The organism is Martinezella lusitana (assembly GCF_014207095.1).
GTDB lineage: Bacteria > Pseudomonadota > Alphaproteobacteria > Rhizobiales > Rhizobiaceae > Rhizobium > Rhizobium lusitanum_B.
In genome coordinates this window covers 84,540-110,649 of sequence record NZ_JACHBG010000010.1, presented here as the reverse complement: position 1 = coordinate 110,649, position 26,110 = coordinate 84,540, and the positions used below count along the sequence as shown (strand labels likewise).

Below are 26,110 nucleotides of genomic sequence, written 5' to 3'. Positions count from 1 at the left end.
GTTCCAATGGCCGGAAGTCCATTCTGCAATCGTCAACCAGATCATCGCGGGGCCAAATCTCTTTGGGATACGGAGCGCCGAGATCTTTATGCGCTTTGGACGTGGGCGCCCGATAGTCTGTTGTAAGGAAAGTGTGCTGTAACAGCACGGAGCTGAGGCGTTGAAAACAAATCGGGAGAGTCCGACGCGACTTAATAGACTGGCCCGTCATAAACTCGTTGCAAACGGTGCTTGTGTTTACAAAAGCTCTGAGTCACAAATGTTTTGTGAGGACCGCGAGCGCCACAGGACGGAAAAATCCGTTTCTGCATGGGGCAGCGAGATAATGATAAAATATAAGGGGAGGAGAAGCTGGATATGAAAACTCGTGTGGGAAAGCACTCTATTGTCGGCGGCCTGATCTGTGGTGCGGTGCTGCTTGGCGCAGCAATTCCTGCCATGGCGGAAAAGATCGGGAATTGTGAAATTACGGGAACCAAGGGATCTGATCCGATCAAGCCGGCAGTTGCCGGGCAGCTGACTGTTCAGACCACGCTGCCGGCACCAGCTTGGTGGAATGGCGATTCACCGGATGCAATGAAGGACGGTTACGAATATTGCATGGCCGTCAACATGGCCTATCGCGCCGGCCTCGACAAGGTGAAGGTCGTCAACGTGTCCTTTGACGCGCTCGTCGCCGCACAGACCAAGGATTTCGATATTGCGCTGGCTGAGATTTCCATCACTGACAAGCGCAAGAAGGTGGTTGATTTCTCGACGCCCTATTTCGACTCCGATATCGGCGTAGCGGTCAAGAAGGGTACGAAATACACGGCCGATACGGTGAAGGACATGCGCTTCGGCGTGATGCAGGGCACCACCGGCGCGAATTTTGTCGATCAGAAGCTGAAGCCCAAGGAGGTCAAGGTTTTCTCCGATACCGGCGTGCTGTCCACGGCCCTGATGTCCAACCAGATCGATGCAGCCTTGCATGACACCTCGATTATGCTCGGGGTCGCCACCAATTCGCATGGTATGATCGGAGTGCCTTATCAGTACACGACGGGCGAATCCTATGGTGCTCTCTACCCCAAGGGATCACCCAACGAGACTGCATTCAACAAGATGATTGAAGACATGAAGAAGGACGGCACCCTTGCCGGCCTCTCCAAGAAATATCTCGCCGATGCCTGGGGTGCAGATCCGGCCCAAATCCCCTATCTCAAGCCCTGATCTGGCTATCGAACCGGATCGTCGTCTCTGGCGATCCGGTGCTGTCGTTCCCATAATTGCCTGATCTTGCCGGGATTTCTCCGACATCGGACGGAATGGGGAACGGCACCTTCGCCCAGATTTGTTCTGACGCATTTTCCAACGAGAAACCAAGTCCATTCCGGAAAATGCCTTCAAAGCAGAGGCATGAGATGTCCGAAAATACCCCTAAACCGGGGACCAAACCACTGCTTGGTCTTTATGAGGGCGGGCGTAGCTGGAGTGCCAGCGCACCGCCGAAAGACACGACGAACTGGGCCGCGACCGCCTTGATCGTCAGCATCTTCATCCTGCTTGCTAGCTGGAAAACTCTGCGCGACATCTATGGAGCACTGACCGAACTTGATGCCGGTGGCAGCATCTCGGCCGCCTTGTTGGTGTTGTGCGGTCTCGTCATGTTGCTGCTGCTGCGGCCGGCGACCAATTCGTGGCGTGCATCAGCCATGGCCAAAAATGCTCTTGCCGGCAATGACCTGATTGCCGCACGGATCGCCGCCGCAGCATCACGCGAGTCCGCCTTTTCGACGTTAGGCTACGGGGCTGTCATTGTGCTCCTGCTCGCCGGGGCACAGTTCCTGATGGCCAACGATCTCGCCGTCAGCCGTACCTTTGTGCAGCTGCCATTGATCTTCAGCTCCTTCGGCCTCGTGCTCAAAGCCTTCTGGGTTAACGTCTATATATTCGTGCTCGCAGAGGTACTGGTGCTGATCTGGGGCTTGGTCGTCGCGATCGCCCGGCTGATGCCGGGCGAGGCCGGTCGGCCAGTGCGTATGATCGCGACCATTTACACGGATATGTTTCGCGGCATGCCGGCGATCATCAATATCTATCTCATCGGCTTCGGCATCCCGTTGACGGGCCTGCCCTATCTGAAGGATCTGTCGCCGGAATCCTATGCGATCATAGCGCTTACCCTCACTTATGGTGCCTATGTTGCCGAGGTCTACCGGTCCGGTATCGACAGTATTCACCGCAGCCAGGTTGCGGCGGCTCGATCTCTCGGCCTGTCCTACATGCAGACCTTGCGTTATGTCGTGCTGCCGCAGGCGGTACGGCGCATCATCCCGCCGCTGCTTAACGACTTCATCGGCCTGCAGAAGGATACGGCGCTCGTCAATGTTATTGGCTCGATCGATGCATTCAATCAGGCACGTATCGTCGGCGCCAACAGTTTTAATCTGTCGCCGGTAACGACGGTAGCTCTGCTCTTCATCGTGATCACCATCCCGCAAGCCCGCTTCGTGGACAGGCTGCTCGAGCGTGAGCAGCGCCGCACGCAGTCATAGCTGATCTGGAAAGGTACGACCGATGGCGATGATCGAAATTCGCAACCTGACGAAATCCTATGGCCATGTGAAGATACTCGACGGGCTGAACCTCGACGTGGACGAGCATCAAGTCGTCTGCCTGATCGGACCTTCCGGTTGCGGTAAGTCCACCTTGCTGCGCTGCCTCAATGGACTGGAGCAGATCCAGGATGGCGAGATCCGCTTCCATGGCGATCGCATGTCCGGCCCTGGTGTCGACGTCAATGCGCTCCGGCGCGATGTCGGCATCGTGTTCCAGAGCTATAATCTGTTTCCGCATATGAGCGTGGTTGAGAATGTCATGCTCGCGCCGACCAAGGTTCTGGGTCAGAAGCGCGGGGAGGCCGAAGCCCGCGCCCTGTCATTGCTGAAGCGTATCGGCCTCGAACATCGAGCGACTGCCTATCCCGATCAGCTGTCTGGCGGCCAGCAACAGCGCGTCGCCATCGTGCGGGCGCTGGCGATGGGGCCATCGGTGCTGCTTTTGGACGAAATTACCTCGGCGCTCGATCCCGAATTGGTGTCCGAGGTATTGAACATCGTGCGCGATCTCGCGGCCGAGGGCATGACCATGCTGCTCGCTACACATGAAATGGGATTTGCGCGCGAAGTGGCGAGCAAGGTCTGCTTCCTTTATGGTGGCAAGGTTCATGAGGAAGGTCCTCCGTCCCAGATTTTCGGCGACCCGAAGGAGGAGCGCACGCGCAGCTTCCTGCAGAGCATTATCGAGGCAGGACGGCTGTAGGGAATTCAGGTTTGAACCACAAGCTTGGCTCTGGCCGGAGTGATGGTTGTCCATCGCTCCGGCCAGATTCTCTATTCTTTCAGTCCTATGGCGTTGGGCGAATCGAATGAAGATCGGTATGGGTATTAAGCGGCCTGCTTAGACAGAGCTTGCCGTAATATTGTAACGCAGGCCAGTGGCTCAGCGAGCGCCTGAGCAGGAGCGTATCGCTCGGTGGGAGTAGCCAGTTCTATGATTGATGACCAGAATGCAACGACAACTTCGCGCAGCCGGTTAGAGCGGATTTTGGCGCTGTTGGAGGATCGGAGCAGCAGCGAGCATACGTTCCTGAAGGTCTATCACAAGGAGGCGCGCGCTGCCGCCGACGCTTCGGATCGCCGTCGCCACTCAAATGCGCTCTTGGGACCTCTCGACGGTACGATCATATCGATCAAGGATATTTTTGACGTCGCTGGCGAGCCTACGCTGGCCGGTTCGGTTATCCGGCGTGATGCTCAGCCTGCTCAAATGGATGCCTTGGTGGTCCAGCGCCTGCGGAGAGCCGGGGCCATTATCCTTGGTAAAACAAATCTCGACGAATTCTGTTTCACCACCACTGGAGTCAATCCACACTACGGTACGGCCGCCAATGCCTGCAATCCGGAGCTTATTCCGGGAGGTTCATCTTCTGGTGCGGCCGTGTCCGTGGCCGAAGGTACCAGCGATATAGCAATAGGGTCGGACACTGGCGGCTCCGTTCGCATTCCCGCGGCATTGAATGGCGTTGTCGGTTTCAAACCGACGGCTCGACGCATTCCAAGCGATGGTGCCTTTCCGCTGTCGCCGTCGCTCGATTCTATTGGCCCGATTGCACGTTCAGTTGCCGAGTGCGCATACGCGGACGCTATCATGGCAGGGGAAATAGCAAATGCGGTGACTGCACTTCCTTTGGAGGGTATCCGAGTAGGGGTGCCAAAGGGATACTTGCTGAGTGATGTTCACGGCGAAATCGCGGCGGCCCTGGAAAATGCTCTGGACCTGTTGCGGAAGAATGGCGCGTTGGTTTCGGAATTCGATATCGATGACGTCCTCGAGCGGATGCGTGCGGCGACCAGCGAAGCGTCCATTGCCTCTGTTGAGGCGGCCGAAATTCATGCCGATTGGCTCCAGGCCGGTATCGGGCCTGTTAATCCGCGCGTCTCCGAACCATTGAGGCGTCGGCTGAATTTTCCTGCCTGGGCCTATTTGCGGATGATGCGCACGCGTAGCGAATTGATCGCGGAAATGGATCATCGTCTGACATGCGTCGATGCGCTCGTGATGCCAACGGCTCCAATCTTTGCGCCTCGTATCGACCATATCATTGCTGACATAGCCTTTGCAGAGCAAACGGAGGCTCTCCTCCTGAGAAACACGCAGATTGCAAATCAATTCGACTTAACTGCCATCTCGATTCCCTTGCCCCAACTTTCCTTGCCAGCAGGACTGACCTTGATGGCGCGCAATGGATCGGACCGACGGCTTCTGGGTTGGGCAGCAGGTGTCGAAAAGCTGTTGGCTGCGATTGGTCCTTGATAGGGATCGGCGCCTTCATTGCACGCGCCAATGCCCGGTGCTCCCTAGCTTATCTGCGTGAATCTGCTGGCCAGTAACTCCTCGCAACCATGCTCTTTGAGGGCAACCTTCAAAGCCGCCTCATAGTCAGGCTGCGCGCTTTCGAGGCGCAAGCGTCCCTTGTCGGTCAAGACCGTGTAAACGCCGCGCTTGTCGTCCGGGCAAAGATCGCGGACGGTTAGCTCGCTCCGCTCCAAGCGTTCCACCATCCGCGAGACCGAGCTTTGGTTCAGGCGCAGATGCGAGGCCAGTTCCTGCATCCGCAGCTCGCAACTGGGTGAACGAGACAAGACCTCGATCGCCCTGTAGTCCGATAGGCCAAGCCCGTGCTTGTCCTGCAGGACCTTTCCCAGGTCAGTTTCGATATTGGCTATCACATGAATGAGCTTGAGCCATGAATCGCTTCGCTTTGACATGATCGGCACGGACTCCTGTTGACTTGTCAGCCGGACTTCCTTCGTATGTATGTCCATGCAAGCACTGACTCAAGGGGAGTCCGCGCTGTTACGATCTGCTTGGCCCGGAGCGGAACGCCAAAAAGGGGCCTAGTCCCTCCGAGACCGCGAGTTTACTTACCATCGGCGACCGCCAGGTTTGCGGATCGTTGGCGAAGAGACTGTAGGTGCTGCGATAATCGAAGCCTTGTGCTGCAGCCTCATCACGGTCGACCGCGAAGAAGAAGACTTGCGAGATACCTGCATAGAGCGCGCTCATGTAACACATCGCGCAAGGCTCGCCTGATGCCAGTAGCGTTGCACCGTGGAGATGGGTTGCACCATGTGCACGGCAAGCATCACGTATCGCCTCGACTTCCGCATGGGCGGTTGGATCGTAAAGTTCCCGGACGCGATTGACGCCACGTCCGACGATCGCACCAGCCTGATCGATGACGAGAGCAGTGAATGGAATACCGCCGTCGTGGACATGATCCACGGAGAAGGCGACGGTCTCCTCCATGAGTTGCTTGTAGCGGGGTAAAGCATCCGCGGTCATCAGGTTTACCCCTTCAGTTTTGCGCTATCGGCGAGCTTCAGCCAGACGACACCGGCGATGATTACCGCCAGCCAGAAACCTTGATAGAGCGTCAGGGGTTGATGCAGCAGGACGCTACCGAGAACGGCGGCGCCGACCGAGCCGATGCCGGCCCATACTGCATAGCCGATCCCGACATCGATGGTTCGCAGCGCCGAGCTTAGAAAATAGAGCGTCAGCAGGAAGAAAATGAGCGCCGCGGCTGACCAGCTCAAGACGGTGAAGGCTTGGCTGCCCCCGACGCTGAGCGCGTAGCCGACTTCAAAGGCGCTGGCGAGCAGCAGCATGATCCATGCGCGTCCGCCGCTTTGGGATTTGTGGTCCATGGTTGTCACTTTGGTTTCCTTTCAGGTGAGATGGGATTGAGGGGGAGGGCGGTGCCTTATGCTGCACCGCTGAGCCGCAGGCCGACGACGCCACCGATGACGAGGGCTATACCGAGCGCCTTTTTCCAGTTCAGTCTCTGTCCGAAGAACAGCGCGCCCAAAATGGCGATCCCGACGCCTGCAACGGAAGTCCAGATGGCGTAGCCGACGCCAACGTCGAAGGTGAGAAGTGCAAGGCTCAGGAAGTAGGTGGCGATTGCGCCGCTGAAGAGGGTGGCGATGGTCCAGCCAATTTTCGTGAAACCTTTTGCATTGCCTGCGCTGATTGCCACCGCGATCTCAAAGATCACGGCGATGCCAAGATAGAGCCAGCTCATTAGGGTGTCCTTTCGTTGCTGGGGTGGTCTGTAACAGCCGAGGCTACGGATCGGCTGATAGCTATGTTAAGGGTCGTCATCATTCTCACTATTTCATGTATGTACATGCAATATAATGCCGACGCGCGGAGTGTCAATCTATTTGCATGTACAAATAACTATATGCCCGAAATTGGTCGCATGGGCACTGTAAAGTTAACGTCGTTTAGGCGACGGGATGCCTCCCGGCTTGCCATGCCGATTACGTGCGGGCGATTTCCGCCCACATGTGTATGGCTGCGGCGCGCAGTTCGCGATGGTGGTTGGCGGAAATGTCGTGACGAGGGATGTGGAAGAGGTTGGCAATCGGATCGTGAATGGAGACGAAACGCTGCAACTGTCGCCGTGACTTGAAGCGCTTCATGATCCGCTCACGTCGTCGGATGGGCTGATGGGAGTTCTCCGCTCGATTGTTAAGGCCTTTGTGGGATCGATGCTCGATGCCCGGCATGATCTCTCGTTTTGCGGCGTCATAGGATCGGAGCTTGTCCGTCACCACTACGCGTGGCGCACGGCCCTGGCTCTTCAGCAGCTTGCGCATCAGCCGCTTGGCTGCACCGGCATTGCGGCGGCTTTGCACGAGAACTTCCAGCACAAATCCGTCCTGATCAACGGCGTGCCACAGCCAGTGCTTTTTGCCACCGATCGAAATGACGGCCTCGTCGAGATGCCATTTATCGCCGAGTTGGCCGCATGAACGTTGACGGATCTGGTTGGCGAAGGTGCGGCCGAACTTCTCTGCCCCCAGCCGGATCGTTTGATGTGAAACGATGATCCCCCGCGCCGCCAGCATGTCCTCGACCATACGCAGGCTGAGCGGAAACCGGTAATACAGCCACACGGCGTGGGCGATGATTTCGGCTGGAAAACGATGGCGGCAGTAAAGAGGATCTCGGTCTGTCATGGCCGAGCATCCCACATTCAAATCCACGCTTCGTTAAGTTGACGATGCCCGGAGCCCATGGGTTATCCCAAACTGGCGAAGCTTTATCATCAGCGCCTCGGCACCATAGAAGACATCGAAAGCCGTGCGGTGACATTTGATTATCAGGAGCGTTTCTGGGCGATAGATGCTCTTTTGGACAAGATCATGCAGGGCACGGCGGAATTCCGTCGACGAACCACAGGATGACGGATGCGTCGATATCGACTCTAACTTGGTGGAAAAAACCATCCACCGCCTGGCCATAAACGCCGCAATGCGCTGTTTGATGGCCATGATGAAGGTGGTCGGAATTGGGCCCGGTTCGCCAGCCTGACTGACGCTTGCAAATGACGGCGTCGGAATCCTACGCATCTTCGCGTCCCGCGCCCTCTTGGGTGCAACATGTCCCCTTGTCTTTGCTGAGGTGGCTCGCGATCGCTTAATCCGGCAACGTGTAGCGGAACTGATAATCGTGCTGCCCCGAGGTGACTACGATGTTCATAGTCCCCGCCAGCCCCGTCAGTCCTTCCGTAGCGGAGTCCGGCACGACGGCGACCGTCAGCGATTGCGCGCCTTTATCCATCAGCCCACTATGCTGGAGGGTGAAAGTACCCTGCCGACCGTTGAGGCTGGCAGTTACGCGTTCCATCGCGACATAGCCGGCCGAGCCCTCAACGCTGCTGCGGAACGCAAGCATTTGGCCGACGCTGGTGCCTTGCAGATCGCCGTGAAAGGTCTTGTTGATCGACATGCTTCCAATCGGGCCTTCACCACCGCCGACCGGCGCGAGTTTCACGTCAAAAGTGCCTGTCGCTTCGTTCTTCATGATATTCTCCGCGTCGATTGCAATCGCTTTACCACCCTGATCCCTGCTCTTCAATAACGGCGTGGGCACGTCGGTCCATAGTTCCTGATTGGGGATACTCAGGCGACGATCGGCACCTGCGCGATTTAGAGGATGTCTCGGTAGCGCCGCCTTTGGCAAACGGGGGATCGTGCGCTTTTGATCTCATCAGCTGTTGCTCGCTGCGTTGAGAACGGCCTTGACCGAGGCTGTTTCCGTGACATCGAGGATATGTTGGCGGAGCGCGGCATCAACATCTCATTCCAGACCGTCTCGGAATGGGCGGAGAAATTCGGCGGACATTTCGCCAATGATATCCGCAAGCGATCGGTGGGCAGGCTCGGCGACAAGTGTTGGGTTGGACGGCCCCCGAACGGCATCGAAATGTGCCAGAGTGAGCTGTTAACGATCTCAAACGAAGGAGCCGTCCGTGGATCAGATTATCCGTATTGGCATGGATACGTCAAAGGGCTCTGAGGGTTAGTTGCCCGATATACTGAAGGCGGCTCCTTGAGCCGCCTAGATTCACGGGCTCGATGCCGACTTGCTTACCAATTGTCGGCCGGTCGCTGATTGGCCGTGTCACCGTAATAGAGCGAGGGAAGCACCTTCGCCAGGTAGCTGAATTCCGAGTGGCAATGCCTCATAAGGCCAAGGCCGATCTCATCCGGCACCTCGTGCCCCGTTTGGGCGGCATCAAGACCAAGCGCGAACCTGCTCCGCAACACCAGCCCGTCCGGTGTATCTCTCGTAACATGCATCATCCGGCCAGTGATGGGAACGCCAGCAGGATCGAGAACGACCCTGTCACCAAAGCCGATGCCAGCATAAACCACGGAAGAGACATCGCGTCGGTCCAGCGCTTCGGTGAGCGCTACCTGTCCGAAGTAATCGTTCGGCTCAAGGAACTTGATCGTCGCCACCACCGGGGGGATTTCGCCGAGCGATTCCGCAGCGCGGATCGTCGCTCCGATGTAGTTCTTACCCTTCTTCCAGTTCTCGTCCCATCCGAAGTGGCGCTTGTGATCGTTAGGGTGCCACCAGAGAAGGTGCTCTTCGGTCTCAAAATACTTGAACCACCAGTCAAACATCTGGCCGGTGCACCCGTGCATGACCGTGCGGCAGGCGACGACAAGTGTTCCTGAAGCGAGGCGTTCCACCCCCATTTCCAGTGGGATCGGATGAGAGCGCAATAGTGCTTTAGGCAACGCGACTTCGAGATCGATTTCCAAAACCTACTTCCTTCCATTTAGGAAACGACTATCGTTTCCTAAATGGAAGTGCTAGACCCGTCGTAGACTTGGGTCAAGGAGTGGTTTGATTGGAAAAGAGAGCGCGAGGACGTCCTGCTCAAGATAGAGCGGCTCTGAGAGCCCATCTCGTCGGTGTGGCTACGGAAGTCTTGCTTGACGGAGGCTTCGCGCGATTTTCCATCGATGCGGTAGCAAAAGCTGGGGGCTTTGCGAAGAAGACGATCTATTCTCTGGTCTCAAACCGAGAGGAACTCGTCGGCGAAATCGTAGCCTCATGGACCGAAAGCTATTCGGCCCAGCAGTTGCAAGGCGAACCTCGCGTTACTGCAATCCCAAGCCTACTCACACGCATTCACAGGGTCGCCCTATCGCGCGACGCGGTGTCGCTTTTCCGGATGATCGTCTCGGACCCCGAAGCGCGGGCGCAGCTTGGACATGTCTATGGCGAGAACGGGATCGAGCAAGGCGTCCGCTCTCTTGTCGTGTGTTTGCAGGCTGAATGCAAGCTGGAACCGGCAAAGTTGGAGACGGTGGCCCGCGCAATGCTTGCTTGGCTAATCGGTGAGCCCCTTCGACGAGCTGCATTGGGACTGGAGCAACCATATAAGTTTTCAGACAAAGAGGTGGATCGACGGGTCAAGGAGTGTTTAGAGCTTTTCGCCCCGATCATGGCAGAGCTGGCTCGGGAAATTTGAACAGCGGGGATAAGTGGAATTTCTGCCTGACTTCGGCTTAGATGCCGGGAACAGGAGATACCATGACGAGACGACCGCGCCGGAACCACAGCCCGGCTTTCAAGGCAAAGGTGGCGCTCGCCGCGATCAGAGGCGAACAGACGCTGGTGGAATTGTCCCAGCAGTTCGATGTGCATGCCAACCAGATCAAACAATGGAAAGACCAGCTCCTTGAGGGAGCGACAGGCGTTTTCGGTGATGAAGCGAAGGCGGAACCGGCGGGTCCGACCGTCGATGTCAAAACACTGCACGCCAAGATCGGCGAACTGACACTGGAGAACGATTTTTTATCAGGAGCGCTCGGCAAGGCGGGATTGCTGGGCGGGAAGAAATGATCGACCGCTCACACAAACTGTCGGTCGCACGTCAGGCGAAGCTTCTCGGCTTCAGCCGTGGCAGCGTCTACTATTCTCCACGTCCAGTGTCAGACGGCGATCTGGCTTTGATGCGCCGGATCGACGAACTGCATCTCGACTACCCTTTTGCCGGAAGTCGAATGTTGCAGGGGCTTTTGAGAGGAGAAGGGTTGAATGCCGGGCGGCTGCACGTCGCCACGCTGATGAAGAAGATGGGCATCGAGGCGATCTATCGTCGCCCGAATACCTCTAAACCCGCGCCAGGGCACAAATTTTACCCTTATCTCCTGCGCAAGCTGGCGGTTACAAGGCCCAACCAGGTCTGGGCCATGGATTTGACCTATATCCCCATGGCGCGAGGCTTCGTCTATCTTTGCGCTGTCGTGGACTGGTTCAGCCGATGTGTTCTGTCGTGGCGATTGTCAATCACGATGGAGGCGGACTTCTGTATCGAGGCGGTCGACGAGGCACTTGCGCGTTACGGCAAACCCGAAATCTCAGCGCGATGCTTGCATCGTCGCGACAACACCGACCAGGGATCGCAGTTCACCTCCATCGACTTCACCGCCGTGCTGAAGAAGGCTGAGATTGCCATCTCGATGGATGGCAAGGGTGCGTGGCGGGACAACGTGTTCGTCGAACGGCTCTGGCGGTCGATCAAATACGAGGAGGTCTATCTCCATGCCTACAAGACTGTGTCCGAAGCCCGCGCTGGCATTGGTCGGTATCTGACCTTTTACAATAGCCGACGCCCACATTCATCCCTTGACCGGCGGACGCCGGATCAGGCCTACTTCAACGCGCTGACGCCAATGATGGTGGCGGCATAATCGAGGCGGAAATCCACTTAGCGAAACGCCCGAAACTGTTCAGACAAACCGAGCCAGCTCTATCCGGGTGGCAGAGGGGACCGGGACTCTGATCAGGCTCAACCGCTTGAGCTATATCGCGCCATCATCATCATGACGGCTTCCTCGACGACGCGCTGGCGTTCGGCTTTAGAGGGCGGTTCTCCAACGCCTACCACACGCAGCCAAAGCAAGGGCTCGTTGAGCAGGCCGAGAAACTGACGTGCGGCAAGCTCCGCATCGGGGATGTCGAGCGCCCCGTGCTCGTGGATCTGTTTCAGATAGCTGATAAGAGCACGCATGGCCGGCGCTTTCCCTGCCTCGAAGAAATTGCGCGGCAGGTCAGGAAAGCGCGCACCCTCACTGATGACCATGCGAAGGAATGCGACCGCAACGGGAGGCTCCCAGAAATCGACCACAGCCTTGCCGAGCCGGCGGAGACCGATGGCGGGATCGCGCAATGCCTCCACGTCGGCGGCAATCTCAACCACCGGAAAGTCCCGCCAAACACGCTCGACGGCCGCCGAAAACAACGCCTCCTTGCTCTCAAACTGATTGTAGACCGTTCGCCTGGCGGCGCCGGACTCCTTGGCCACAAGGTCCATGCTCGCGCCCTCATAACCGTGAGCGAGGAACACACGCATCGCTGCTTCCAGAATCGCGTCCCGCTTGGGCATCGCCGCACGAGTGGCGGTCTTGGTCGGGGAAACGGTCTTCACAGAACGCGGATCTGCCAAGGCAATCTTCTCCTGTTGACTGCACTGCACTGTGCAGTGTAATTTGGCACTGCACTGTGCAGTGCATAGGAGATACACGATGTCAGGGGCAATTGCCACCAAGCTCCCCTCAGATGATCGCTGCAAGCAAGGTTGTGAACCGTTTGCGGCGGTCGGCGGACTTTCAGCGCAGAGCGTGCTTCGCCGGCATCTGAAAAACGGCCTGATTGCTATCCCGAAATCGGCGGACCTCGGACCGCTGACACAAAACCTCGGCCTATTCGATTTCAGCCTTGACGCCGGCCACAACGCTTTGCCGACATCCCCGACCTCATTTGCCGGGAGAAAGAAAAGACGATGACACTCGATCCCGATATTGCTGCCTTTTTGAAACGGACCGCATCCGCTCCGCCGCTAGAAAGTCTGTCGCTCGAAGAGGCACGGGCTGCGTCCAAAGGACTTGTTCAGCTCCAAGGACCTACTGAGCAGGTCGCGCAGATCAACACATTCAGTGTGTCGACGGTCGATGGTGCGGCCATTCTCGTCAGGATTTATAGGCCGATCATACCACTGTCCGATCCCGCACCTGTGATCGTTTTCGCGCATGGGGGCGGCTGGTTTCGTTGTACACTCGACGACTACGACAATCCCTGCCGTTCACTGGCCAATGCCACGGGATGCGTTGTCGCCTCCGTGGACTACCGGCTCGCGCCGGAGTTCAAGTTTCCGACTCCGCTCGAGGATTATTATGCCGCCGTGAGCTGGGTTGCCGCCAATGCGCAAAGGATAGGCGGCGATCCAAGCCGATTGATCGTTGCCGGCGACAGCGCTGGAGGCAATCTCGCTGCCGCTGCGGCGTCAATGGCGCGCGACCGGAATGGACCGAACATCGTCCACCAGCTCCTTTTTTATCCCGTCACCAATTTTGGGTTCGAGACGGAGTCCTACGAGGCGTTCGACACCGGTCATATGCTCACGCGTGCGGCAATGAAGGCGTGCTGGTCATACTACCTTGCCGACATCGCCGATGGTGGCAGCCCATATGCATCGCCCTTGCGCAGTCAGAATTTAGCCGGCTTACCATCGGCGACGATTCTGACTGCCGAGTTCGATCCGCTACGGGATGAAGGCGAGCAGTATGCTCGCAGGCTCTGCGAGGCAGGCGTCGCCACTCAACTGCGCCGACTGTCGGGCATGATTCACGTCTGCATCCACTTCTTGGGAATGGCCCCGGCCAGTCGGGTGCTTTTCGATATAAGCCGGGAAGCGATCAAAGCCCGCTTTGGAAAATCGGGAGCTTCCTGACGAACGTTTCAGATCTGAAGCCGAAGCAAGCACTCTGAACTGGAATAGTACAGGCGCCCTTGCTTTCCTGCTGCGATTACAGCCGATCTGATTTGGCTTTGCTGCGGGGGCCGCCCTGTCTACCTAGGCCCGTGAGCAGCGCGGAGCAGTCCTTGCGCCGCGCACGCGATTTAATCGATGCGACCTGACAGACATCCAACAGGCAGAACAATTGCTGCAAGGTGGGCGGACATCACGACAATCGCTGCTGACTTGCTTTATCAAAGAAATGCAGGCTCGGGGTTTTGAACGAGATTTGTATTTTCTGTCCGGGGACGAGCTCGGCTCGTTCCCGCATGACCCAGGTGAGCTCCTTGCCTTCCAGATCAAGTGCGACGTGGGTTTCCGAGCCCGTGGGCTCAACAACGTTGACGGTTGCGGTCACACCGCCTTCGGAAGCGAAGGAGATATCTTCCGGGCGTATGCCCAAAACAACGTCGCGCCCATCCGACTGGCCGGGAGCGTTGGAGAGTTCGATGCGGATTCCAGTTGCCAACATAAGGGCCGGCGAGGTGCCGCCGGTGACTTTGCCTTCGAGGAAGTTCATAGCCGGTGAGCCGAGGAAGCCTGCAACGAAGATGTTTCTCGGCCGGTCATATAGCTCGAGCGGCGAGCCCACCTGTTCTACCTTCCCACCCTGAAGGACGACGATCTTGTCGGCCATGGTCATGGCCTCGATCTGGTCGTGGGTCACGTAGACGATCGTTGTCTTCAGGCGCTGGTGCAGCGCCTTGATTTCGGCGCGCATCTTGACACGCAGTTTGGCGTCAAGGTTGGAGAGTGGCTCGTCAAACAGGAAAACCTTTGGATCTCGCACGATGGCGCGACCCATGGCGACACGCTGGCGTTGACCTCCGGAAAGTTGGGCGGGCTTGCGATCCAAAAGCGGCTGCAGCCCCAGTATCTTGGCGGCATCGCCAACTTTCTGGTCTATCTCGGCTCGCTTTGCGCCGGCGAGCTGCAGTGCAAAGCCCATGTTCTGCGCCACCGTCATCTGCGGATAGAGCGCATAATTCTGGAACACCATGGCGATGTCGCGATCCTTCGGCGGCAGGTCATTGACGACCCGCCCACCAATCGAGATTTCACCGCCGGTGATATCCTCAAGGCCGGCAATCATGCGCAACAACGTTGACTTGCCGCAGCCCGAGGGGCCGACGAGAATGACGAATTCGCCGTCCGAGATCTCTACATCGACACCGTGGATGATGTTTACCGCGCCGTAGGACTTCCTGACGTTATTGATGGTCAACCCGGACATGACATTCTTCCCTTCTGGACCGATCAGTGCTTCTTGCGGATGCGAAGCGCCTGGTATGGCTTGCCTGGTAGTTCAACACCGAAAGCGGCATCCGCTTTGCCGCCGCGCACGATGGCGCCATGGCGCGTCGGATGCGGGATCGGTGCGTCCACCTTCCTTGCCGGCGTAATCGTCATCTCCCATGTGTCGATGACATCGACATCATAGTTGGTTCCATCCTTCGGCAATCCGGTTGACCAGATGACGGGCTGATGTTCGCCGAGATATATGTAGCTGACATCCCCGTCATGCGCGCCGGAGACGCGGGTCCACGGCCATTCGCCGAAAGAAGCCATCGGCTCGAGGCCGTTGACGACATCCTGCTCGAGGAGATCGCGCAGGAAGCCGATGCGCTTCCAGGCCTCGCCACGCAGTTCGCCGCCCTTCGCCCACCAGATGAGGTCTTGCGGATGCGAGTAGGTTTCGCCGTGCCCGGCATAGCCGCCGCGTGTTACCGTGATCCAGAAACGATGCACCAGTTCCTCGGCCGTCAAGTTGCCCCAGGACTGGATGATGTTGCCTTCATATTCCGGCTCGTCGTTGACGACGGGCTTGCCATAGGCGTCACGCCATTCCTGCGTGCGCTTCACGTCCCAGTTCTGAATGCAGGTATGGGTGACCCAGGGCTTGCGATGATCGAAGTTCATCGTCGGCTCACCATTGTGGATCGACTTCAGGTGGCCGTAAGGATCGTTCTCTTCGAGAATGTGGAAATAGCGGTCCCACTGCTGCAGCGGCTTGGTGTCGAGCAGGAAGTCATACTCGTTGGCAAGCGCCCACCAGACGTTGCGATAGGCGGCAAGGCGTGCAGCGAGATAGGCGACATAGCGGAAATCCTGTTCGGCCGACATGTCGGCGTAGCCCCAGCGATCGTAGGGGTGGAACATGATGATATCGGCCTCGATGCCGAGATCGCAGAGCGCCGCGACCTGGCTCTCGAAATGGCGGAAGAGGACTGGGTTCGGACGATCGAAGTCTTCATTGCCGTCTGCGTCTTTTTCGAAGCAGGCGTAAAGCGGCTCGTTGACGTTATAGGGATAGTCCTTGGGGAAGACGCCCATGCGGATCTTGTTAAAGCGCGACGTCTTCAGCGTTTCGAGCGTCTGGGCCTGCATGTCGAGTGGCTGGTGTGTCCAGGCATAGCAGGTGGTGCCGAACGACAGGAACGGCTTGCCGTCGGCATAGGCGAAGTGGAACTTGTTGTGGACGTGCACGGGGCCATGGTTGCTCGTCGATGGCTTGGTCGCGACGAAGGAGCCGGTCTTGCCGTCGAGTTCCGATGTCGTCGAGCGTGTGCGGAACGACCATTCGCCTTCATTGTCGGGCATGAATCGAACGCGATAGACGCCATCGCCATCGTAAAAGCCGGGCACGCGAACCTCGCGGCTGTTCTGGCTGAAAACGGCATCGAATGCTACATCGAGATAGGGATTGCCACTGGAAGGGCCATTGAAGGCCGCTTCGAAGACACCCCATTTTTCGACGGACGCGTTGGACATGAAATTCTCCTCGGAAGATATATGGATGGTGCGACCGCTCAGCCCTTGACCGCGCCGGAGGTGAGGCCGGAGACGAAGTAGCGCTGGAAGATCAGATAGACGATGGTGGCCGGCAGCACGGTCATGACGATTGCCGCGTTCAACTGGCCGTAATCATTGGAAAACTGGCCCTGGAAGGACATCAGCCCGAGCGGCAGTGTCCACATGTGCTGGTCCTGCAGAAGCACGAGCGCCATTGCGAATTCGTTCCAGGTGGAGACGAAATCGAGGATCAACAATGCGGCAAGGACCGGCAGGCAGACGGGCAGGAATATCCGCCGAAAGATGGTGAAGTGGCTTGCGCCATCGATCAGGGCTGCTTCCGACAATTCCTTCGGAATGCCTCTGAAGAACCCGTGCAGGATGAAGACCTGGTAGGGCACGCCGAAGGCAATGTAAGGCAGGATCACGCCGGGATAGGTGTCGATCAGCCCGAGCGAGTTGACCAGCGTAAACAGCGGCGCCAGCATCACCTGAAAGGGGATCATGGTGCCGAAGACGATTGCGAGCAGCAGCAGCTTGTTGAACTTCAGGCGGATCTTGGCAAGCGCATAGGCCGCCATTGCCGAGAGAAGGAGCCCGATCGGCACTTTGATCACGGTAATGATCGCGCTGTTTAAGAAGGCGCTTGCGAAATTGCCGCGCCCCCAGGCGCTTGAATAGTTGTCAAAGGCCGGCTCGAGCGGCGGCATGAACGCGCCAGTCGACGTCACGTCGGCCTGGGTCTTCAACGAGGTAAAGACGATGAACACGAAGGGCGCGAGCCAGATGGCGGCGACGACGAGAAGCGCGATCCATAGGCCGATCAAGACAGGATCGCGCTTGCGCTTCGCCGGGATGATGGTCTCGAAGCTGTCTGGCATTGATGTTGCCGATGCTGCCGTCATTGTTCGGCCTCTTCGTGCTTCTGCGTCCAGCGCAGGTAGGGAATGACGACGACGATGGTGATCAGCAAAAGCACGACCGAGATCGCAGCACCGCGGCCGAAATCGAAGATCTGCATGGCTTGAGTGAACGCCCAGAGTGCCAGCATCTGGGTGGATTGCGCCGGGCCACCACCGGTCAGGCCGTAGACGATATCGAAGGCCTTCAGCGAGGAGATGACCGAGAGCACCAGCACGATGGTCAAGGTCGTGCGCAGGGCAGGCAGCGTCACATAGCGGAAGATGTTGAAGCGCCCTGCGCCGTCGATGCGCGCTGCCTCGACCAGCGTTTGCGAGACATTCTGCAGACCGGCAAGAAACAGAACCATGGAGAAGCCGACGGACTGCCAGAGGTAGGCGACGAAGACGGAATAAAGCGCGATATCCTTGTTGCCGAGCCAGTCCTGGATCCAATCCTGCAGGCCCATCGACGTCAGGATTTCGGTGAAGAGACCGAAGAATGGATCGTACATCCACTTCCACATCGTCGCGACCGCGATCGGCGCGATGATGACAGGCAGATAGAAGATGGCGCGGAAAGTATTGCGGGCAAAGAGTTTCTGATTGAGGCTGAGGGCCAGCAACAGGCCGACCATGGGCGGAAAGATCACACACATGATCGTCCAGATCACGGTGTTACGGAACGCGACCCAGAAGACGGGGTCTTGTGTGAAGACATATTGGTAGTTCGCCAGGCCGACGAACGGTCGCTGCGGATCGAGGCCGTTCCATTTCTGGAAGCTCAGCACCACCACGTTCAGCATCGGATAAAGCGCGAAAATCGCGTAGATCAGCATGGCCGGCGCAAGCAATATTACTGCCTGAACGCGGGGATCCTGGGTTCTGTTGCGCAATGACATTCTGGTTGCTCCCGGCGGCAAGAGACGCTTGGGCATGAGGGTGAGGGAAGCCGTCTGCCGCGATTGGCAATCGGAGTGGCGGCCTCCCTCGATCGATCAGGTGCGACCGGAGATGAAGCTCTGCAGTTGCTTGACAGCATCGGCCGGCTGAATGTTGCCGGAAGCGACGTCGTTGATCACCCGGAAGTATTCGGTGGTGACGTCAAGCGGGAAGGCCTGGTCGCCATTCATGTAGACCTTGCCGTAGGTCTTGAAGATCTCAAGCCATTTCGCCTCGAGCGGCTTCTGGTCCTTATACTGCACATTCTTGTTGACCGAGATCGAGCTGATCTGGCCGACGAGATCCTGCTGCACCTTGGTCGACAGGAAATAGTCGAGGAATTTGGCGGCAAGATCGGGGTTCTTGCTCTTGGTGCTGACGTAATTGTATTCGGCGAAGCCATAAAGGCGGTTCGTATTCGTCGGGAAGGGTATAACGCCGTAGTCGTCGAGGTTGGCCTTGCTGCCACTCAGCTGGCTGACCAGCCAGTCGCCTTCGAGCATCATTGCAGCACGGCCGGCGACGAACAGTGTGTAAGACTGCTGATTGCTGATGCCCATGAACGGCTTCAGCGTATAGTCCTTCGTCCACTTGGCAAATTCGGTAAAGGCGTCGGTTGCACAGGCTTCCTTCGTCCAGTCGGCCTTCATGGCCATCAGCGCGTCATGCTTGTCTGCGCCGCATTTGGTTTCGAGCAGCACGTCCATCAGGCGCATGACGTGCCAGTTGACCGAGCCGCCAAAGGTGAAGGCCGGAATGCCCGCCGTCTTGAGCTTGTCGGCCGCCGCAAGCAGCTCCTCATAAGTCTTCGGTTCCTGGGCGATGCCGGCCTTCTGGAAGAGCTTCTTGTTGTAGTAGATCGCCTCGCCCTTGAAGGTGAAGGGGACGCCATGCTTGCCGCCCGGGTAAAGGTCGGCAAAGGCCGCTGCAGATGGAAGCAGCTCATCGGCCCACTTATATTGGGTGTAGTATTTGTCGAGCGGCAGCGATAGGCCCGCTTTCACATATTCGCCGCCGAGGCCGAGGCCCGCCCAGCTGAAATAGATGTCCGGGCCCTTGCTGGAACCTGCCGCCACGCGAAGTGCGGTCTTATGCTCGTCGACGCCACGCTGGACGATTTCGACGTGGGTGCCGGGATTGGCCGCCTCGAAGTCTTTCGCGACCTTCTTCAACGCGCCGTTTGCGGCGCCATTGTCGAAGTTCAGCGTCCACATCGTCAGATCTTCTGCGGCAACATTGGTTGCCGACAATGCCGCCGCAGCGATCGCTGCAGCACCGAACCAACGCATATATTTGGTGTTGATAGCCATCTCCCGTCCTCCTCTGAGCAAAGCTGATCGCGGTTTTGACAAATAGTTATCAACATGTCAACTGGTATGATGAGATAATCAGCATTCGGATGTTGCTCACTCTCAGGCGCAGTCATCCCTTGCCACCAACTTGCCCTCGCCAGCTCTCCCCGCCGCCGGCGACCGGCTTCCGTTTCTCGACGGGCGCCTGTCGTCCTTTTGCGGCTGTGGGAGCGCACAGAGCGCGCTGGAACGGAGTGTCAGCCTGCCAAGTCCACAGAAGCGGTGGCATAGGCTTCGAGCGCGAGCCGTCGGTCTCCCGGGTGTTTCACCAGGCGGAATTCTCCAAGCCCGATTTCCTGCTGGCGAGGGGTGATGTTGACCATATGGAGTTGTCGCGCCAATCCGGCAGTCCCGGTAATGAAGGCGAGAACGGCTGTCGGATCGGATGAGAGGCATTCCTGCCAGCTGCGGCCCGCAAGCCGGGACAGGGTGGAGACCGCAGCAAAGAGCGGCCGTGGCGTTCCAGGCGCCGAGGGTTCACCCTCCGCAGCGATCACCCCGAAGGCCCCCGTTAGCGCCGAAAGCGTCAGGCATTCCAATCCGGCGTCGAGGATGCGGGCAGCGTAGCCAAGCGCGAAGGCATTGCCGAAACGCGCATTGTGCCGTGGATCGCTATTGGCCATGGCGATGCGACCGCCGCGCGGATTGTCCATGGTCCGGCTGCCATAGGGGTTCTGTCGCATCGCTATGGTCGAAGGGCCGATGCGGTAGGGCTTGTCGCGGTAGATGGCGCGCACCGAGCGCGTGATGAAAGGCAGTGCTTCCAGCGTTTGCATGACGCTGAGATCGTCGGCTGCATGCACGATCGGATTGGTGCAGTGGGTGATGAATGCAAGCATGTCCGCGGGAACGCGTTTGCGATTGAGCTCGGTAAAATAGCTCAGCATGCCGCCGCCAAGACGCATATCGACAAAGGTGGCGCGAGCGGCTGCATAGACTTCTTCGAGAGGCGGGCATTCAGGCCACTTGCTGCCCGGCGGCGTCGATTGCCGGTCAACCGACGGCGATATCACCAAGGCATCGGGCTTGAAGCCCGCATCTCGCATCAAGGTGGCGATCTGCTGCGTTTCAGCAAGAGGAGGAAGACGGCACGGCAGGGCGATTTCCACGGTCGATCGCCCGGTGTGACCTGCTGCAATGGCCGCAAACGACTTGAGGGCATCGATGCCGTGACCTGCACCGGGATCGAAGTGAAACAAGAGCTCTTGCGGTGCTATTTCACGCAGCCGGTCGCGGGCAACAAGGGTGGCCTCGGCTTCCTCGGGCGTGATCGCAAGCCCGATTGCCGGCATGGTACCGGACTTGCCTCCCAGGCGCAGTGTGATCGGAAGGGCGGCGGTCGCGGGCGTGCGGGTGGAGCGCCGCATGTCGCCAAGGGTGAGAACGACGCGTTGCCGCACCGGTTCGCCGGCGGGAATATGATACGGCCATGGCAAGGCGAGAGGCCGAACATAGGTCTTATAGGAGGCATCGGACCAGTTGCGCTGGTCTTCCATTTCGAAAGTATCGCCTTCCATACGGCACTCGGCCGTGACATGCGGTGAGACGCTATGTGTAATTGCGCGCATGTCCTTGAAGGCCTGCCAAGGTTCGATAAGGTCGGGGAAATGCGTGTCCTCGCGCCGACCATCGACATGTTCGACCGACACCGGCATTCCGGCGACCCCGATGATCGGATGCAGGACGCAAAAGCCGCAGCGGTTGGTTTCGAACCCGGTTGCGGAATGTGCTTCCGCTTCAAAGATCAGCGCTTCGCCCTCTTCGGCAGCAATTCTCACGTCGATCGCCAGCTCTGTGTCGAAAGGTCCCGCGCATCGCGCGATGTAGCTTAAGGAAAACCCGTTTTCACGCTGATCGACCCGCAGATCGTCGATGCGAGGCGCATATGTGCCCCAGTCCCGATCGCGAACCAGATAGGAAACGGCACGCAGAACTTCGGCGCCATCATAGCAGATGGTCCGCAGGTTCCCGTCCTTGAAATCCGCGGTAAGCAGGCCTGCCGTCAATCTTGTGGGTGACGTTTCCGTATCGCGCGTGCCGTAGAGCTGAAACGGATCGATCTTGGTCGTCATTGCAGCAATGCTCCGATATCGACCGTACGCCCGCTCGCTGCACTATCGTAGGCGGCTTCGACAAGCGCGAGCGTTTTGAGATTGTCTGCTCCGGACGTGGATGTCTCTGTGCCGTCTGCCAGCCGGTCGGCCCAATGCTGCTGGATCGCCAGAACGCTTTCCTGAATATTATGCCAGGGCCGCGACGCCCAGGAGAGAAGCTGTGGCGAGACATCGGAGATCGCAACGCCGTCGGGTCCAGTGACCTCGAGACGATAGCCCTGCGACAGCCTGATCGAACCCTTCGTGCCGTCGAGTTCAATCAGCGTTTCCGGGAAGGGCTCCGTGGAAAGCCTGGAAGCATAGCTGACGTCGACGATCGACGTCGCGCCGCTCTCGTGGTCGAGCAGGATCGTGGCGACATCCTCGCCCTTGATCGCCGGATTGACCCGCTTCGTGCGGGCCGTCAGCGTGGCGACATCACCGAGAATGAAGCGGGCGATGTCGAGCGTATGGATGCCGAGATCCTCGATGATGAAGCGCTCGCCTTCGGCAAGATAGGGCTGGCCGGAGAAAACATCAAAGCCGGACCGGAAGGAGAAACGGCCCCAGAAGGGGTCGCCGATCGCACCCGATCGGAGAACCGTCTTGACCGCCTGGATGGGCGTCTGCCAGCGGAAATTCTCATGCACCATCAGCGGCACGCCGGCCTGGGCGCACAAGGCGACCATTGCCTTGGCATCGCCCAGGGTCTTTGCAAAGGGCTTCTGGCAGATCGCCGGGACTTTATGGGAAGCCGCCATTTCCACCAGAGCGCGGTGACTTGCCACCGTCGTTGCGATATCGACGAAATCGAAGCCGCCATCCGCAAACATGGCCGCAGCATCACCATAGCGACGCTCGATGCCGAACTGGTCGCCGACGAGCTTCAGTCGCTCGGGGTCCCGGTCGCAGATCGCGACGATTTGAGCACCCTTCACGTCCTGCCATGCGTGCATCTGATTGATTGCGAAGAAACCGCAACCAATCAATGCGCCTTTGAGTTCCGCCATTTCAACCTGCCTTTGCCATTTGCATGAGAGTGACGCGCTGCTGCAGGCGTCGCTGCGCCTGGTCCACGACCACAGCGATGATAATGACCAGCCCCTTGATAACCATCTGCCAGAAGGATGACACGCCCATCATCACCAAACCGTCCGAAAGGATGCCGATGACGAAGGCGCCGATGATAGTACCGCCTATGGTGCCGCGACCGCCCGACATGGAGGTGCCGCCGAGCACGGCTGCTGCAATCGCATTCAGTTCGAAACTTTCACCCGTTGCAGGATGCGCCGCCATCAGCTCCGACGAAATGACAATGCCGACGATGGCGGCACATAGGCCGGAAAACATATAGACGAAAATCTTGACCACATCGACGCGAATGCCGGACATGCGAGCGGCGCGCTCGTTTCCGCCGACGGCGAAGATGTGCCGGCCGATCGGCGTCGAGCGGGCAACATAGGCGGCGATCAGGGCCAGAACGATCAGGATCCAGATCGAAACCGGAAGGCCGAACAGGCGTCCGGCGCCGAACACGTCGAAACCGGTCGTGTCATATTCCGGCCGCCCGACCAGGTTCGGAAAGGTCTGGCCGTCCGAAGACAGGAGCGCCAGGCCGCGGGCGACATAGAGCGTTCCGAGCGTGGCGATGAAGGGGGCGACGTTGAGCTTGGTGATGAGCAGACCGTTGATGAGCCCGATCAGCAGCCCGACGGCAAGGGTGATGAGAATGATCTCGTAGATGTTGAAGTAGACGGTATAGCCGATCGGCAGTTCGACGCCGTTGAGAATGAGGGCGCCGGCCACCATGCCGCAAAGTCCGACGATCGAACCCACGGAGAGGTCAATGTCGCCGGTCACGATTACGAAGGTCATGCCCATGGCGAGAAAGGCGTTGAGCGCCACGTGTTTCGACATCAGGATGACGTTGGCGGTCGAGGTGAAGTTCGGCGCGAAGATCGCAAAGAAGATGATCACCGCAAAGAGCGCAATGAAGGTCCTGAGCTTCATCAACGTCAGGAGGACGGAGCCGTTCGAGCGATTGGCCGCAAAGGCGGAGGATGTGTCTGCCGTCATGATGCGAGTTTCCCTGTATGTCCGTGTCCCTTGGCCGATGCTTTGATGATGGCCTCTTCGGTGGCTTCGCTTCTGTCGAGAATGGTCACGAGCTTGCCGTTGCTGAGCACGGCGATGCGGTCTGAAAGTGCCATGACCTCTTCAAGGTCCGATGTTGAAAACAAGATTGCCAGCCCGTTGCCGGCGAGCCGGCGCATGGTGCGGAAGACGTCGGCCTTGGCGCCGACATCGATGCCGCGGCTCGGTTCATCCATCAAGAGCACCTTGGGGTCAGTCATCAAAGCCTTGCCGATGACCACCTTCTGCTGGTTGCCGCCCGACATGGAAGTGACCTCGAAATCCGGATTGGGCGCCTTGATTGCGAGATCGCGGATCATGTCGCGAATGGCGGTCTTTTCCGCTGTTGCATTGATGTGAACGAAGAGACGGGCGAAGCGACTGAGGCTCGCAAGCGTCAGATTGCTGGCGATCGACAAGACCTGCACCAATCCTTCGCGCTGGCGATCTTCGGGGATCAGGGCCAGCCCCTTGCGGATGCGCCGAGTGGTGTCGCGGGCGCGGACCTCCTCGCCCTCGATGAAAATCCGCCCGGCCGAATGCGCGTGCCGGCCCATCACGCATTCGAAGAATTCGCTGCGCCCGGCACCCATCAGTCCGTATATGCCGAGGATTTCGCCGGCATGCACGGAAAGCGAGACATGATCGACGGAAAGGCCGCCGGTGCGCCTCGGCAGGCTGATATCCTCGACGCGAAAGGCCTCCTTGCCGATCGCATGATTGCCGGATTTGGCAAAGACCTTGGCATCGGACCCGATCATCGAGCGGACGATCCACTGCGTATCGATGTCGCGAACCATGGCCTGGCCTGTGATCTGCCCGTCGCGCAAAACGGTGATATAGTCGCCGATGCGCATGAGCTCTTCCAACCGGTGCGAGATATAGACGATCGCAACGCCCTGTGCCTTCAGCTCGGCAATGACCTTGAAGAGAATATCGACCTCGGCTGCCGAAAGGGCCGATGTCGGTTCGTCCATGATCAAAATGCGGGCATCAAGCGAAATCGCCTTGGCGATCTCGACCAGCTGCTGTTGCCCGATGGGAAGATCCTCGACCATGGTCTCGGCACTGATGTCAGCGTCGAGCTTCCTCAGAAACCCGTTTGCCCTGTCGATCTGAGCCTTGTGATCGATGCCGAGAATGCCGCGCGTGATTTCGCGGGTCGCGAACATGTTCTCGGCGACCGACATGTTGGCGAAAAGGTTGAGCTCCTGGAAAATCATGCCGATGCCGCGTGCCTGGGCATCGGCCGGACTGCTGAAGGAGACCTCCTGGCCCTCAAGCAGAATGCGACCCGAAGTCGGGCGTTCGACGCCTGCTATGATCTTCATCAGTGTCGACTTGCCGGCGCCGTTTTCACCGACGAGTACATTGACCGAGCCGCGATGGAGTTCGAGATTGGCGCGCTTCACTGCGACGATGCCGGAATAGACCTTGGAGACCTCCTCCAGGCGCAGGATAATGTCATTGCCGGATGCGGTGCCCATCGTCATTGGCCCAAGGTCAGAGCTGAAGGCGTTATCAGCGGCAACTGCCCCGAGGCAGGCTGCGGGAACGCCCCTGTCACATTGATCGTCTTGCCTGCGAGACCGTCACGCGGCAGGGCGGCGAGAAAGGACGTATTGACCTTCTCGTTGAAAGCTTTGCCGAACTGTGCCCATTCGATCTGGTTCTTGAAACTGTTGAAGTCGACGAATTCAAGCGCATCGCGAATTGCCGTTCCACGGATGGCAGGTCCGATCTGGACCTTGGCATCGGGCTTGCCGTCGCCATCGACGTCCACATCCACCGTCGCAGCACGGGATGCTGTGTCGACCGCGACGATCTTGCCGCCGAGTTTCACCGCAAAGGTCCACGGCGAGCCGGATTGCTTGCGCGGGTTGCCGAATTTGGCTCCAGCCTCATCCGGGCTTGCGGCCGCCAATTGCTGCACTGTCTTCAGGTCGCCGGCGCGCCTATCAAGATCCGATACCGCCTGCGACTGCCAGATGGCATCGACCCGCGCCGTTGGATCGAAAGCGTTCTTTGCCTCTGCAGCAGCCTTTTCCTCGGCCGTGGGCGTCTTGACGATCTTGCATCCGGGTAGTGCTGTGACCAGCATGATGGCCACAATCACCCCTACGATCCTCGCCATGCAATGCACCTCAATTTCTCGATGAAACAATACGGAGAGCGTGCTGC

The 26,110-nt window shown here is 58.4% G+C and carries 26 protein-coding genes and 2 pseudogenes; 10 read left to right on the top strand and 18 right to left on the bottom strand.

Translation table 11 applies throughout. The annotated features are described in order from the left end of the window. The first annotated feature begins 357 nt into the window (after positions 1–357). The 4 genes from GGD46_RS20470 to GGD46_RS20455 all read left to right on the top strand — a co-directional run bounded on the left by GGD46_RS20470 (position 358) and on the right by GGD46_RS20455 (position 4,857). Entirely contained in the window at positions 358–1,212 is an 855-nt protein-coding gene (locus GGD46_RS20470; RefSeq protein WP_210325659.1) for an ABC transporter substrate-binding protein, read from the top strand. Between the two features lie 191 nt (positions 1,213–1,403). Then, positions 1,404–2,537, top strand: coding sequence for an amino acid ABC transporter permease (locus GGD46_RS20465; protein WP_184707251.1), 1,134 nt, complete (start codon positions 1,404–1,406; stop codon positions 2,535–2,537). Positions 2,538–2,559: 22 nt separating this feature from the next. Further along, positions 2,560–3,303: an amino acid ABC transporter ATP-binding protein gene (locus GGD46_RS20460; RefSeq protein ID WP_281414690.1), complete on the top strand. Its 744-nt coding sequence runs from the start codon at positions 2,560–2,562 to the stop codon at positions 3,301–3,303. Between the two features lie 231 nt (positions 3,304–3,534). After that, on the top strand, positions 3,535–4,857 hold the full coding sequence (locus GGD46_RS20455) for an amidase (protein ID WP_184707249.1): 1,323 nt from the start codon (positions 3,535–3,537) through the stop codon (positions 4,855–4,857). A 44-nt stretch (positions 4,858–4,901) separates the two neighbouring features. Here GGD46_RS20455 and GGD46_RS20450 read toward each other — a convergent pair whose 3' ends face one another. From GGD46_RS20450 to GGD46_RS20430, 5 genes are all read right to left on the bottom strand, one after another. Further along, the gene (locus GGD46_RS20450) at positions 4,902–5,312 is read right to left on the bottom strand and encodes a MarR family winged helix-turn-helix transcriptional regulator (protein WP_184707405.1); all 411 of its coding nucleotides are present in this window, start codon (positions 5,310–5,312) and stop codon (positions 4,902–4,904) included. An 88-nt stretch (positions 5,313–5,400) separates the two neighbouring features. Next, entirely contained in the window at positions 5,401–5,889 is a 489-nt protein-coding gene (locus tag GGD46_RS20445; protein WP_210325658.1) for a nucleoside deaminase, read from the bottom strand. A 5-nt stretch (positions 5,890–5,894) separates the two neighbouring features. Next, positions 5,895–6,254, bottom strand: a complete 360-nt coding sequence (locus GGD46_RS20440; RefSeq protein WP_184707401.1) for a DMT family transporter — start codon at positions 6,252–6,254, stop codon at positions 5,895–5,897. A 56-nt stretch (positions 6,255–6,310) separates the two neighbouring features. Beyond that, the gene (locus GGD46_RS20435) at positions 6,311–6,631 is read right to left on the bottom strand and encodes a multidrug efflux SMR transporter (RefSeq protein ID WP_184707247.1); all 321 of its coding nucleotides are present in this window, start codon (positions 6,629–6,631) and stop codon (positions 6,311–6,313) included. Between the two features lie 241 nt (positions 6,632–6,872). Next, positions 6,873–7,574, bottom strand: coding sequence for an IS6 family transposase (locus GGD46_RS20430; RefSeq protein ID WP_184707398.1), 702 nt, complete (start codon positions 7,572–7,574; stop codon positions 6,873–6,875). 57 nt (positions 7,575–7,631) lie between these two features. On the opposite strand from GGD46_RS20430, the gene GGD46_RS20425 reads away from it, so the two are divergent. After that, positions 7,632–7,802, top strand: coding sequence for a hypothetical protein (locus GGD46_RS20425; RefSeq protein ID WP_246806422.1), 171 nt, complete (start codon positions 7,632–7,634; stop codon positions 7,800–7,802). Then, positions 7,798–7,943 (top strand): annotated as a pseudogene (locus GGD46_RS34500) (transposase); the annotation flags it as partial. The gene GGD46_RS20425 and the pseudogene GGD46_RS34500, both read left to right, overlap by 5 nt. Positions 7,944–8,034: 91 nt before the next feature. Here the strand turns inward: GGD46_RS34500 and GGD46_RS20415 are convergent. After that, positions 8,035–8,421 (bottom strand): DUF3224 domain-containing protein, encoded by a 387-nt coding sequence (locus GGD46_RS20415; RefSeq protein WP_184707245.1) that lies wholly within the window; start codon positions 8,419–8,421, stop codon positions 8,035–8,037. A 234-nt stretch (positions 8,422–8,655) separates the two neighbouring features. Here GGD46_RS20415 and GGD46_RS33840 point away from each other — a divergent pair. Further along, positions 8,656–8,790: pseudogene (locus GGD46_RS33840) on the top strand (IS6 family transposase); the annotation flags it as partial. Positions 8,791–8,987: 197 nt separating this feature from the next. Here GGD46_RS33840 and GGD46_RS20410 read toward each other — a convergent pair. Beyond that, on the bottom strand, positions 8,988–9,671 hold the full coding sequence (locus tag GGD46_RS20410) for a DAPG hydrolase family protein (RefSeq protein WP_210325657.1): 684 nt from the start codon (positions 9,669–9,671) through the stop codon (positions 8,988–8,990). 89 nt (positions 9,672–9,760) lie between these two features. Between GGD46_RS20410 and GGD46_RS20405 the strand changes: the two genes are divergently transcribed. Together GGD46_RS20405 and GGD46_RS20400 are read left to right on the top strand one after the other, a co-directional pair. Beyond that, positions 9,761–10,387 (top strand): TetR/AcrR family transcriptional regulator, encoded by a 627-nt coding sequence (locus GGD46_RS20405; protein ID WP_210325656.1) that lies wholly within the window; start codon positions 9,761–9,763, stop codon positions 10,385–10,387. Positions 10,388–10,449: 62 nt separating this feature from the next. Further along, a protein-coding gene (locus GGD46_RS20400) for an IS3 family transposase (RefSeq protein WP_184707243.1) occupies positions 10,450–11,612 on the top strand; the annotation gives its coding sequence in 2 pieces (ribosomal slippage) (positions 10,450–10,708 and positions 10,708–11,612; 1,164 coding nt in all). A gap of 98 nt (positions 11,613–11,710) precedes the next feature. Here the strand turns inward: GGD46_RS20400 and GGD46_RS20395 are convergent. Beyond that, positions 11,711–12,466 carry a TetR/AcrR family transcriptional regulator gene (locus tag GGD46_RS20395; protein WP_313206320.1) on the bottom strand — a complete coding sequence of 252 codons (756 nt, stop codon included), beginning with the start codon at positions 12,464–12,466 and terminating at the stop codon, positions 11,711–11,713. A gap of 237 nt (positions 12,467–12,703) precedes the next feature. Between GGD46_RS20395 and GGD46_RS20390 the strand changes: the two genes are divergently transcribed. Next, on the top strand, positions 12,704–13,651 hold the full coding sequence (locus GGD46_RS20390; RefSeq protein WP_184707242.1) for an alpha/beta hydrolase: 948 nt from the start codon (positions 12,704–12,706) through the stop codon (positions 13,649–13,651). Between the two features lie 232 nt (positions 13,652–13,883). Here GGD46_RS20390 and GGD46_RS20385 read toward each other — a convergent pair whose 3' ends face one another. The 10 genes from GGD46_RS20385 to GGD46_RS20340 all read right to left on the bottom strand — a co-directional run bounded on the left by GGD46_RS20385 (position 13,884) and on the right by GGD46_RS20340 (position 26,063). Beyond that, entirely contained in the window at positions 13,884–14,951 is a 1,068-nt protein-coding gene (locus tag GGD46_RS20385) for an ABC transporter ATP-binding protein (protein WP_184707239.1), read from the bottom strand. Positions 14,952–14,974: 23 nt separating this feature from the next. After that, the gene (locus GGD46_RS20380; RefSeq protein ID WP_184707237.1) at positions 14,975–16,489 is read right to left on the bottom strand and encodes a DUF5060 domain-containing protein; all 1,515 of its coding nucleotides are present in this window, start codon (positions 16,487–16,489) and stop codon (positions 14,975–14,977) included. Positions 16,490–16,527: 38 nt separating this feature from the next. After that, on the bottom strand, positions 16,528–17,415 hold the full coding sequence (locus tag GGD46_RS20375) for a carbohydrate ABC transporter permease (RefSeq protein WP_409527697.1): 888 nt from the start codon (positions 17,413–17,415) through the stop codon (positions 16,528–16,530). Next, a complete protein-coding gene (locus GGD46_RS20370) occupies positions 17,412–18,311 on the bottom strand; it encodes a carbohydrate ABC transporter permease (RefSeq protein ID WP_184707236.1) in 900 nt (299 codons plus the stop codon). Before GGD46_RS20370 ends, GGD46_RS20375 begins: the two co-directional genes overlap by 4 nt. Positions 18,312–18,407: 96 nt before the next feature. Further along, a complete protein-coding gene (locus GGD46_RS20365; RefSeq protein ID WP_184707234.1) occupies positions 18,408–19,661 on the bottom strand; it encodes an ABC transporter substrate-binding protein in 1,254 nt (417 codons plus the stop codon). A 239-nt stretch (positions 19,662–19,900) separates the two neighbouring features. Further along, positions 19,901–21,775 (bottom strand): hypothetical protein, encoded by a 1,875-nt coding sequence (locus GGD46_RS20360; protein WP_184707232.1) that lies wholly within the window; start codon positions 21,773–21,775, stop codon positions 19,901–19,903. Further along, positions 21,772–22,806, bottom strand: coding sequence for a Gfo/Idh/MocA family protein (locus GGD46_RS20355; protein WP_184707230.1), 1,035 nt, complete (start codon positions 22,804–22,806; stop codon positions 21,772–21,774). Before GGD46_RS20355 ends, GGD46_RS20360 begins: the two co-directional genes overlap by 4 nt. 1 nt (position 22,807) lies before the next feature. Beyond that, entirely contained in the window at positions 22,808–23,872 is a 1,065-nt protein-coding gene (locus GGD46_RS20350) for an ABC transporter permease (RefSeq protein WP_184707228.1), read from the bottom strand. Continuing rightward, a complete protein-coding gene (locus tag GGD46_RS20345; protein WP_409527696.1) occupies positions 23,869–25,416 on the bottom strand; it encodes a sugar ABC transporter ATP-binding protein in 1,548 nt (515 codons plus the stop codon). Before GGD46_RS20345 ends, GGD46_RS20350 begins: the two co-directional genes overlap by 4 nt. Positions 25,417–25,418: 2 nt before the next feature. Beyond that, positions 25,419–26,063: a DUF2291 family protein gene (locus GGD46_RS20340; protein WP_184707224.1), complete on the bottom strand. Its 645-nt coding sequence runs from the start codon at positions 26,061–26,063 to the stop codon at positions 25,419–25,421. Positions 26,064–26,110 lie beyond the last annotated feature (47 nt).